General features: G+C 70.6%; 8 protein-coding genes and 1 pseudogene. 4 read left to right on the top strand and 5 right to left on the bottom strand.

All coding sequences use genetic code 11. The features are described from left to right. Positions 1–328: 328 nt before the first annotated feature. A pseudogene (locus IEZ31_RS51460) lies at positions 329–688 on the top strand (transposase); the annotation flags it as partial. Here the strand turns inward: IEZ31_RS51460 and IEZ31_RS51455 are convergent. The 4 genes from IEZ31_RS51455 to IEZ31_RS51440 are packed head-to-tail and all read right to left on the bottom strand — an operon-like array spanning position 577 to position 5,061. Further along, positions 577–1,065: a hypothetical protein gene (locus tag IEZ31_RS51455; RefSeq protein WP_190257493.1), complete on the bottom strand. Its 489-nt coding sequence runs from the start codon at positions 1,063–1,065 to the stop codon at positions 577–579. The pseudogene IEZ31_RS51460 and the gene IEZ31_RS51455 overlap by 112 nt on opposite strands. A 24-nt stretch (positions 1,066–1,089) precedes the next feature. After that, entirely contained in the window at positions 1,090–1,593 is a 504-nt protein-coding gene (locus IEZ31_RS51450; RefSeq protein WP_190257492.1) for an rRNA adenine N-6-methyltransferase family protein, read from the bottom strand. A gap of 36 nt (positions 1,594–1,629) precedes the next feature. Continuing rightward, positions 1,630–4,275, bottom strand: a complete 2,646-nt coding sequence (locus IEZ31_RS51445) for an outer membrane protein assembly factor BamB family protein (protein ID WP_190257487.1) — start codon at positions 4,273–4,275, stop codon at positions 1,630–1,632. Positions 4,276–4,305: 30 nt separating this feature from the next. Next, positions 4,306–5,061: a FadR/GntR family transcriptional regulator gene (locus IEZ31_RS51440; RefSeq protein ID WP_190257486.1), complete on the bottom strand. Its 756-nt coding sequence runs from the start codon at positions 5,059–5,061 to the stop codon at positions 4,306–4,308. Positions 5,062–5,283: 222 nt separating this feature from the next. Between IEZ31_RS51440 and IEZ31_RS51435 the strand changes: the two genes are divergently transcribed. Further along, positions 5,284–6,459, top strand: coding sequence for a mandelate racemase/muconate lactonizing enzyme family protein (locus IEZ31_RS51435; RefSeq protein ID WP_190257485.1), 1,176 nt, complete (start codon positions 5,284–5,286; stop codon positions 6,457–6,459). Beyond that, the gene (locus IEZ31_RS51430; protein WP_190257484.1) at positions 6,456–8,069 is read left to right on the top strand and encodes an N-acyl-D-amino-acid deacylase family protein; all 1,614 of its coding nucleotides are present in this window, start codon (positions 6,456–6,458) and stop codon (positions 8,067–8,069) included. Before IEZ31_RS51435 ends, IEZ31_RS51430 begins: the two co-directional genes overlap by 4 nt. 62 nt (positions 8,070–8,131) lie before the next feature. Here the strand turns inward: IEZ31_RS51430 and IEZ31_RS51425 are convergent, their stop codons facing one another. Further along, positions 8,132–9,031 (bottom strand): dihydrodipicolinate synthase family protein, encoded by a 900-nt coding sequence (locus IEZ31_RS51425; RefSeq protein ID WP_190257483.1) that lies wholly within the window; start codon positions 9,029–9,031, stop codon positions 8,132–8,134. Positions 9,032–9,193: 162 nt separating this feature from the next. Between IEZ31_RS51425 and IEZ31_RS51420 the strand changes: the two genes are divergently transcribed. Further along, complete coding sequence (locus IEZ31_RS51420; RefSeq protein ID WP_190257482.1) at positions 9,194–10,786, top strand: ABC transporter substrate-binding protein; 1,593 nt, start codon at positions 9,194–9,196, stop codon at positions 10,784–10,786. Positions 10,787–10,811 lie beyond the last annotated feature (25 nt).

Below are 10,811 nucleotides of genomic sequence, written 5' to 3'. Positions count from 1 at the left end.
CTCGCCAAGGTCCGCTGGGTCCAGACCAGCCTCAGACAACTTGTTGACAACAATGCGAAGTAACGACACCAGAATCACGCGACACTAGGTGTTTCGCCAGGTGATCGACATACAGTCGATCACCTGCGTGGCTGTAGCTGATGAACACATGTCCCGTCACCAGGTGACCGTATCGTCGTGCCCGCGGTCTGTGAACCTCAAGCGCCAGCCTCGGCCCTTCGTGAAGGCCGTCCGTGGTTCATGGTCAGAAATGAAGGAAGTGCCTCCAGTCTGGGATGATCTGGCTTGTCTAGGGCCCTGATCACCTGCCACGGAAGGCACTTACCGAGTGAAGGCTACCCGAACGCGTCCAAAGATCATCGTGAGTGCCGACGGGCGTGGGGTGGTCGGTCATGCCGGCGCTCGCCTCCTCGCCGACGTCGCCGAGGCGACCGGGCTGACCGCCGCGTTCAGCGAGGCCCTGGCTGGGTTGCGGCAGCGCCGCGGTCGTCATGATCCGGGTCGGGTCGCAGTCGATGTCGCGGTGATGCTCGCCGACGGCGGTGAGGCGATCTCGGACCTGGCCGTGCTGCGGGATCAGCCGGGCCTGTTCGGCGTGGTGGCATCGGACCCGACCGCCTGGCGGCTGCTGTGCGATGTGGACGAATCGATGCGCACCAGGTTGCGCACCGCCCGGACGACGGCTCGGAACTGGCGTGTGGTCGGGCCGTAGGTGGTCAGGAAGGCGTAGCTCGGTTTGACGAGGCGGAGCTTGATCAGGCAGCCCAGGCCGCGGGTCAGCTCCTTGCGGCACCCGTCCCCGCCGGCGGCCGCAGTGCCAGCGGTCGCGATCGGCAAGGTCTGCCATTTCGACCCGTGCAACTCCTCGGCGGCCTGCCACCGGGCTTGCCACCCGCGGCCGGCAAGGTTCTGCAGATCACGCAGAAACACCGCCACCGGCTCCACCCGCTCACCGAGGCCGTCCGCCACCAGCCACGGCGACGTGCCGTCGGAGGCTACGACACTGCCCCACAACGGCAGCCGAATCTTCTCGATCGCTCGCCGATCATCGTCACTAATCGCCACACACGCATGGGTAATCTGTGCAGCTCAGGGCAGAGATACGACACGCCGGGGTTCAATAGAAAGTCCGGTCAACATGTCGGTAACGATGATCAGGTCGTAGGCAGCGTGGTCGGGGTGGCCGAGTGCGCCGTCGCCGTAGATGACCTCGACTTGGGGGTAGCCGGCCGCTTCGAGGCTCTCGGTGGCGCTGGCGGCGAGGTCGTCGTCAAGTTCGATGGTGACGACGGTGCCGGTCGGGCCGACGAGTTCGGCGAGGAGAGCGGCGTTGATGCCGGTGGCCGCGCCGATCTCCAACACTCGCTGGCCGGGCTGTACGGCGAGTTGTTCGAGCATGGTGGCGACCAGTTTGGGGCTGGAGGCCGAGGACACGGAGGTGCCGTCGGCGGCGCGTCGGGTGACAACCGGTTTGCGCCCGTAGGCGACCTCGAGGGGCACGTCGGGCAGGAACAGGTGCCGGGGGACGGTGCGGAACGCGGCTTCGACCTGCGGTGTGCGGAACGTGTCCCAGCCTTTGATGTAGTCAGCCAGATCGTTGCAGAGCTGTCTGACAGTCGGTCAGGTCGGTCAGGTGAGGTCCGGGACCAGGATCCGTAGCTTCCCGTCGGCCGTGGCGAGCAGGAGTTCGAGGAGTCCGTCGCCGTCCACGTCGGCCAGGACCGGGTTGTTCACGGCCGCCGGGAACTGTTTCCACCAGAGGACCTCACCGTCGCGCAGGCAGAGCAGGCGGCCGTCGCGGGTGCCGACGAGGAACTCGTCGCGCCCGTCGCCGTCCACGTCGCCGGCCACCACCGCGCGTTCAGGCACGGTGGGACCGGTGTCGAGGCGCCAGCGTGGTGCGCCGGTGGCCACGTCGAGCGCGACGAACTCGCCGTCACGGGCGACCGCGCCGAGCAGCCACCGTCCCGGCTCGGGTGCGCGCGCCAACGCGGAGCGGCCGGGGAAGTAGCGCCACAGCTCGGTGTTGACCCGCCACACGGTCCGCCCGTCGAGGTCGATGAGTTCCAAGCCGTGGATGCCGTCCGCGCGCAGCAGGGCGGCGGTGCCGCCGTCAGGCGCTGGCACTGCGATCGGGGTCGTGTAGGCCGCGGTCCAGTCGTTCTCCGCCCGAATCTTGCCGGTTTCGTCGTACAGCCGTAGCCGGCCGTGGTCGTCGGCGGCGATGAGCCAGGCGTCGCCGCCCAGCGGCACCACGCCGGGTCGGCTCGGATGGCCGCCGTGCAGCGGGTCGGCGCACAGTTGGGTGCCGTCATCGGCGAACGTGGCCAGCGCGGCGGTGTGTACGCCGGTATGCAGATTCGCCAGCAGTCGGAAGGCGAGCCCGTACGGTATCAACGCCAGGGCGGCCGGCGCGGGAAGCCGGATGGTTGTCGGCTCCGCACCGCCGCCTGGTTCGCGGTGCACGATCACCGCTGGAGAGTCGTTGTCCACCGCGGATACGACGAGCCGGTGGGTGCCGCCGTCATCGCGGTGCAACGCGGGCAGGTGGCCCGGCACCCGCCAGGTGTTGCCGAGCCGGCCGGGTTCGCCGCGCCTGGGTGTGGCGCCGGTGACCTCGCCGCCCGCCAGGTCGGTCACCACCTCTGGGTCGTGTCCGCGCGTCCAGACCAGGGGCTGGCAGAACCGGCCCGGTGCGGGTACCGGCCGGCCGGTGGGGAGCAGGTCGGGGCCGCACCGGCTGACCTGCCCGTCCGCCGTGGACAGAATGAGCTCGGCTTCGTACCAGTCGGCCCGGGCGTACTGTGGCCCGGCCAGCCACCGCAGCGTGCTGCCGGTCCAGACGTGGATGCCGTCGTCGCGCCGCACAAGCAGGCCGGCGGTGCCCGAGGCGTCGCGGACCTCGACCGGGCTGCGCCGGTCGGCGTTGAAGTTGACGTGCTCGGGCAGCACCGAGTCGGACGAGGTGACGAGCGTGGCGTCGGGCAGGGTGGCCAGGGTCTCCAGGGTCGTGCCGTCGATGAGTTCCAGCACTGTCCGGCTGCCCGGTCTGCGTGCGGACTCCCGGCTCACCACCAGTTCGGCGATCGCGTCGCCGTTGAGGTCGTGGCATCCCCAGAAGTACCGGCCCGGTAGCGCCGCCACCGCCCGCTCGGCGAGGCTGTCGCGGTCCGGTTCGGCCTGCGGGCCGGCGGGCAGGTCGAGGACGAGGGTCTGCCACCGGCCGTCCTGCCAGAGGCCGACGACGAGGTCGGGGCGCCCGGCCGTGCGGACGTCGGCGATCGACGTGATCTGCGGGCGCAGCTCGCGATGGTCCTCGGGCCAGTCCTTCTCCACGAAGTGGCCCCACGCGCGGTCGAGGCCGGCGGGGGAGTGGCCGGTCACCGAGACGTACTCCTCGACCTGGCAGCTGACCAGCACGATGCCGCGGCGCCCACCGTCGTCCAGCGGTACCGGCTGGAGCAGGCCGTACGGCCGGGCGCACGGGTAGTCGCCGGGGTCGGGCCGGTAGCTGGTGGCGAGCCGCACGGCGCCGGTGTCCGCGTCGAGGACCGCCTGGTACAGCCGTCCGTCCTCGCGCCCCAGTACGAGCGCTTCGGTGTCCGTGCTGGCATATCCGGTTCCGCACCTGCTGGACAGCACGATCTCGGACCGGCCCGTGCCGGTCATGTCCGCGACGGCGACGGTGGGGCCGAAGCCGGCGTCGTAGCTGTCCCCGTAGTCGACGTCCCACACCACGCGGGGGTGTGCCGGGTCGGTGAACTGTACACAGCGTCCCCGCGTCGAGTAGGTCGGGAAGCACACCCAGTTCAGGGCGCCGGGGGTGCCGAACACCTTGGATGCGCCCGGACCGGCGAGGTTGGCGCGCGCCTCGGTGGACCATTGCCATACCGGCTCGGCGGTGTCCAGGTCGAGCAGGACCACGGTGCGCTCGTCGGTCGTGACGAGCGCGTGCCAGCCTTCGGGCCGCCCGAACCGGCCGGCGTGCAGCACGCGGGTGACGCCGAGCGTGTCCGCCCGCCAGATCGGCGTGCCGTCCCAGCCGGTCGCGGCAAGCGTGCTGCCCGCCTGGACCAGCAACGCTGCGCCGCCGCGGACCCGGACGGTCCGCGCGAACCGCACGTCGCCGCCGGTGTCGAGGTGCCACCGCTCGACGGGGGCCGCGCGGAAGCGGCCAGTCAGGTCGGTGCGACCGAGGTTGCGTCCGTCGCCGCGCGGGGTCCACCATTCCCCGGCGCCCGCGAGGCCGGAGTCCGCCCGTCCGCCGTCGACCACCGCACCCCCAAAGTTGTCTTAAGACAGAGGTTAGGAGGCGGTGCTGCCGCTGTCCAGATCCCGGAAGCGCTGCCGAGCGCGCTCCAGGATCGCTCGCATGCACTGCTCCGCGAGCTGGGGGTCGCGCGCCTCCAGGGCCAGCAGCAGCGCCTGGTGCTGCGTGTTCGTCTCGGCGTGGGTCAGTCCGGCGGCCTCGGTGAGCTGTCCGCCGCGGTGCCGCTCGGCGGTGAGCGCCTCGGCGAGCGCGTCCAGGATGGCCTTGAAGAACCGGTTGCGCGAGGCGCGGGCGATCGCGTCGTGGAAGGCCATGTCGAGCTCCACCCGGCGGGTCAGGTCGTCCTCGGCCGCGGCGAGCTCCGTCATGATCTTGCGAAGCTCGGTGATCTCCTCGGCCGTCGCCCGGACCGCGGCGAGGCCGGCGGCCTTGGTCTCCATCGCCAGCCGCAGCTCGAGGAGATCGTCGATGGCTTCCTCGTTGGCGTCGACGGCGAGCCGGAAATAGTCCTCGACGGCGACCGGCCGCAGCCCGCTGACCGTGGCCCGCTTGCCCTGGTGGGTTTCGACGATGCCCTGGTTGGTGAGCGTGCGCAGCGCGTCGCGGACCACCCGCTGGCTGACCCCGTAACGCCCGGCGAGCTCCGACTCGGAGGGCAGCGGATCGCCGTCGGCCAACCCCTCGGTCTTGATGAGGTCCCGGATCTGTTCCGCGATCTGCGCCCCGAGTGGTACCCGGGTGTGCCGCCACTGCCCCTGCCGTGCCGACGCCCCGATGGCCACGCCGGTCACCCCTTCCCACCTGTGTTCGACCCTAGGTCCGATCTTGGTCCGCTCCCGTCGGACCGCTCGCCGGCCCGGATTCGTTGACTCACGTCAGATCGGGCGTTTCGGCGAGCTTCGGAGAACAGCGTAGCTGGCCGTGTAATAACCCGGAAACCTGAGGTATGACCTAGGGCCGAACTGTGGTTGACTCTGACTGTCCGCCTGGCGCGCGGAACAGAGGGAGGGACAATGCGAGTCACCGGTGTCCGTCAGTGGATCGCCGACTTCGGGTTCTACAACGCCATCTACCTGCGGATCGAGACCGACGAGGGCGTGGTCGGCGAGGCCGAGGTGGCGATGCGGCGGCGAACCAGGTCGGTGTCGGCCCTGATCGAGGAGCTGTCCGAGTACCTGATCGGGCGCGACCCGACCCGGATCGAGCAACACGCCGAGCGCCTGTACCGTGACGCGTTCCTCGGCGGCACCCTGCTCACGATCGGGATCAGCGCGCTCGACCAGGCACTGTGGGATCTCAACGGCCGCGCGCTGGGCGTGCCCGTGCACCGCCTGCTGGGTGGAAAGTTCCGCGACCGGGTTCCGGTGTACACGCATGCGAAGGCGGGCGGCTCGCCGGAGGCGATGGCGGCCGAGGTCAAGGACCGGGTGGACCGCGGCTTCAAGGCCGTGAAGACCACCCTGCCCGGCTTCTACGAGAAGGTGACCAGTGTCCGGCACGACCGCCCGGCGCTGATCCCGGCCCGGCAGACCGAGACGGAGCTGCTGCCCACCTGGACGTTCGAGGTGATCGCGGAGTACTTCGCGGCAACCCGGGAGGCGGTCGGCCCGGACATCCACCTGATGCTCGACTGCCACGGCCGGCTCAACGTGGCCAACGCCATCCGCCTGTGCGAGGCGCTGGAGCCCTACAACCTGACCTTCATCGAGGAGCCCGTACCCGCCGACCGGGTGGACTGGATGCTCGAGGTCAGCCGCCGCACGTCCACCCCGATCGCCGCCGGCGAGCGCTGGGGCAACCACTTCGGCTCGGCCCCGTTCATCGGCGCGCACTCGGTCGCCGTGGTGCAACCAGACGTGGGGATCTGCGGCGGCATCACCGCTGCCCGCAAGATCGCCACGTGCGCGGAGGTGCACGGGCTGTCGATCGCGTTCCACAACCCCTTCGGCCCGCTGCAGAGCGCGGCCACCTGGCAGCTGGCCGCAACGCTGCCCAATCTGCTGATCTCCGAGTCGATGCTCACGCCGAGCCAGCTGGAGTACTGGGACCGGTACACCGAGGACCCGCCCCGGGTGGAAGACGGCGAGTGGGTCGTCACGGACGCGCCGGGCCTCGGGCCGCGGCTGCGGGTCGAGGAGATCGTCAAGCACCCGTTCAAGCCCGAGCTCGACCACGGAGGTACCCGGTGAACGCGCCGTACCAGCTGCTCATCCACTCCGGGCTGGTCGTCGACGGGTCGGGGAATCCCGGCTTTCAGGCCGCCGTCGGGGTCCGTGGCGACCGGGTGTACGTGCTGCGCGGCGACGTGTCGGACGTGCCCGCCGACCGGCGGATCGACGCCCGCGGTCTGGTGGTGGCGCCCGGTTTCATCGACGCGCACTCGCACTCGGACCTGGTGCTGATGGTCGACCGGACGCTGGAGATGAAGGTGCGCCAGGGGGTGACCACCGAGATCCTCGGCGTCGACGGCCTTTCCTACGCCCCGTTCGACGACCCGGCCGACCTGGTGCGGTTCGTCCGGCTCAACGCCGGCATCGCCGGCCACCCGGACCTCGACTACTCCTGGCGCTCCGTGGCCGACCTGCTGGACCGCTACGACGGCAACGCCTCGGTCAACGTGGGGGTCTTCGTGGGCAACACGGCGCCCCGGATCAGCGCGCTGGGCTGGTCGGCCGCGCGCGCCGACGCGGTCGCCCTGGATCGGATGCGCGGCATCGTGCGCGACGCGATGCGCGACGGCGCGTTGGGCCTGTCCACCGGGCTGGACTACCCGCCGGGCAGCCACGCCGACACCGACGAGCTGGTCGAGCTGGCGAAGGAAGCGGCGCGCTTCGGCGGGATCTACCACACGCACGTCCGGTACGCGCTGGGCGACACGTACCTCGACCCGTTCAAGGAGGCGCTGGAGATCGGCCGGCGGGCCGGGCTCCCGGTCCAGCTGACGCACTTCTCGCGCTCGTCGCGGGCCACCTACGTCGGTGGTGCGCAGCGGATGCTCGACCTGGTGGACGACGCGCGGTCGGACGGGCTCGACGTCACGTTCGACACGTACCCGTACGAGTGGGGCGGGACGCGACTGGTCCGGCTGCTCCCCGGCTGGCTGCAGGCGGACGGGCCCGACCTGCTGCAGGAGCGGCTGTCCGATCCGGCGCTGCGCGACCGGCTGCGCGCGGAGCTGCACGACAGCGCCGCGGTACGGCAGTACGCCGCGAGCCGGCCGTTCGTCGACGTCCGGCTGGGCAACCTGAGCGACCCCGCGCACCTGCGGTTCGAGGGCTGGAATCTCGCCGAGGTGGTCACTGAGCTGGGCGGGGACCTCACCGGGACGCTGTGCGACCTGTCGGCCGCCAACCCGGGTGCCACGTTCACCAGGCCCAGCCCGCAGGCGATGACGCTGTGGAAGTTCGTCTGCCATCCACTCGGGATGATCGCCAGCGACGCCGTGCTCATCGGCGCATACCCCAGCCCCCGGGCGTACGGCTGCTTCGCGCGTGTCCTGGGCGACTTCGTCCGGGAGGAGCGGCTGCTGTCGCTGCCCGAGGCGATCCGCAAGATGACCTCGTTCCCCGCGCAGCGGCTCGGGCTGTCCGACCGCGGCCTGCTGCGCGACGGCATGAAGGCGGACCTGGTGGTCTTCGACCCGAAGACCGTCAACGCCCCGGCCAGCTACGAGCGCCCGCGCGAGCTGGCGCAGGGGGTGTCCTACGTCGCGGTGAACGGCCGGCTGGTGCTCGACGGGGGCGTGCTCACCGGTGCGACGCCGGGGCGTGCGCTGCGCGGCCCGGGCGCGGTCCGCTGAGCCGGGACCGGTCGTGACGGTGGCCGCGCCTCCCACGCCGGGCGGCGCGGCCACCGCCGGGGTCAGCGCCCGGCGAGCAGGCCGGCCAGGGTCTCCCGCTGGGCGGCGGTCAGCGGCTGCAACGGCGTCCGGCTGTAACCGCCGTGCAGGCCCCGCATGGTCAGCATCTCCCGGTAGATCGCGAGGTCGTTGACCGGGCCGAGCGGCTGCCGCGTGTAGAGGTACTTGATCGGCAGGATGCGCGACCACGCCTCCCGCGCGGCGGGCAGGTCCCCGCGCTGCACGGCCTCCCACAGCGCGACCGCGTCCGGCGTGGCCACGTTGAGAATGCCGCTGACCCAGCCGTGCGCACCGCCGGCCATGCCCTCCAGCGGGGCCATGAAGCTGCCGTAGAACGTGCGGAAGCCGTCGTCGGTGGCCGCCCGTACCTCGTGGACCTGGTGCACGGTCGGGAAGGTGCTCTTCACCGCGTGTGCGACACCCTCGTGGTACAGCGCGCCGATGTCCTCGGCGGAGAGCGGCTCGGTGCCGGAGTTGGCCGGGTTGTTGTAGATCATCACCGGGATGTCGGCGGCCCGGCCAACCGCCCGGAAGTGGGCCATCACCTCGTCGCGGTGCGGTCGCTGGTAGTACGGAAGGATCACGATCGCCCCGGCGGCGCCGGCCTCGCCGGCCGCACGGGTCAGCTCGACGGTCTCGGCGGTACCGAACGCGCCCGTGCCGGCGATCACCGGCACCCGGCCGGCGGCCGCCTTGACCGCGACCTCGAAGAGCCGGCGGCGTTCGCGGCCGGAGAGCGACACGAACTCGCCGCTCGTCCCGGCGACGACCACGCCGTGCGCGCCCTGCCCGACCAGCCAGTCGAGGTGGGCGGCGGTGGCGTCCTCGTCGAGGCGGCCGTGTGCGTCGAACATCGTCAGTGCGGCGGGGAAGATCCCGCCCCAGGTGGTGGTGGGTTGCATGACCGTCCTCTCGGTGGCGGCGGGGTGTCACGACCGGATCGGTCGACGCCGACCCCTGCGGCGAATCACGGTAGCACCTATGACCTATGTCAAGGGACTTGACCGCCCCTACCTCTCGACCTAGTGTCTGCGCTTATCAAGTGGCACTCCAAGGGAGGCGGGATGCGGCCCACGACAGCGTCTGTCGCGGTGTTGTTGCTGGTCGGCGCGGCTGCGCTGGCCGGCTGTAGCGGCTCCGAATCCGGCGGCAACGGCGCCGGCACCGAGATCACCATGTTGCAACCCGAGCCCAGTCAGGGCCTCGACCCCAATGTCGCTGCCGCCGATGCCTCGCGTATCCCGATGGCGATGATGTACGAGACGCTCACCGAGCGGGACGCCGACGGCAAGCTGGTCGGCGCGCTCGCGGAGAAGTGGGAGGCATCTGCGGACAACACCACATACACGTTCACGCTGAACGGCAAGGCGGGCTTCAGCGACGGCTCCCCGGTCACGGCGGAGGACGTCAAGTTCTCCTTCGAGCGGATGAAGACCGGCGACGTGATGAAGGGTCTGCTGGCCACCCTGACCAAGGTCGACGTGGTGGACCCGAAGACGGTGAAGTTCACCCTGTCGGCCCCGTCGCGGATCTTCCCGGAGACGGTCAGCCGGCCGGGCAGCGCGGCGATCCTGTCGAAGAAGGCGGTCGAGGCGAAGGCGGACTACTTCACCTCGCCGACCGCGACCTCCGGGCCGTGGAAGCTCACGTCCTACATCCCGAAGGGCAGCGCGATCTTCGAGGTCAACACGAACTACCCGACGCCGCCGAAGATCACCAAGATCCGGTACACGTTCTCGGAGGACCCCTCAGGGCACGCCGCCGCCATCGAGTCCGGCTCGGGTGACATCGCGAACATCGGATACACCGACGCCGAGCGGCTCAAGAAGAGCGGCGGATCGGTGCAGGTGCTCCAGTCCGACACGCTGGCCCCGCTGTTCTGGGGCTGGGACCGCACCAAGGCCCCGTTCTCGGACAAGAACGTGCGCCAGGCGGTCGCCTACGCGGTCGACCGGGAGGGCCGGCAGACCGCCTGCTGGTCGGGCACCGGCGGCGTCACCTACGGCAACATCCTGCGGCCGTGGGACCCGAACTATGTCGAGATCAGCACGTACAAGACCGCGGCCCGCGCGGAGTCGATCAGCAAGGCCAAGGCGCTACTGGACACGGCCGGCTGGGTGGAAGGCTCCGGGGGCACCCGGACCGCCAAGGGCGTCGCCGGCGTCGCCGACGGCACGCCGTTCAAGGTTTCGGTCCCATACGAGTCCAACTGGCCGGCGGCCGGGTGTCACGTGCAGGTGCTGCAGCAGAACCTGAAGGACATCGGCATCGAGGTGACCCCCGAGAAGTACGACCCGGCAGCGTACTGGGGCGACGTGGCCAAGGGCAAGTTCACGATGTACCACGGCGGAGCCGGCGCCAGCGGGGCGGCGGACCTGTACCAGAACTGGTTCCGCACGGGCGGTTCGCTCACCGCGCTGACCACCCACCTCGCCGACCCGGCGCTCGACGCGAAGATCGATCGCGCACTCGGCGCCGGCAGCACCGAGGACGCCAAGACCATTTTCAAGGAGTTGGAGCAGTGGCAGGCTGACGAGTTGCCGATGCTGGTGGTCGGCTACCAGTGGCCACAGGTGGCGGTCAGCAAGCGGGTGAAGAACTTCACCGCGCCGCTGGACGACGACTCGTACAGCCTGGTGCGCGCCAGCGTCGGCTGATCCGGTCTCGTGACGGATCGGTGGT

It is taken from the genome of Dactylosporangium sucinum, assembly GCF_014647515.1.
Lineage (GTDB): Bacteria > Actinomycetota > Actinomycetes > Mycobacteriales > Micromonosporaceae > Dactylosporangium > Dactylosporangium sucinum.
This window is presented reverse-complemented; position numbering and strand designations above follow the sequence as displayed.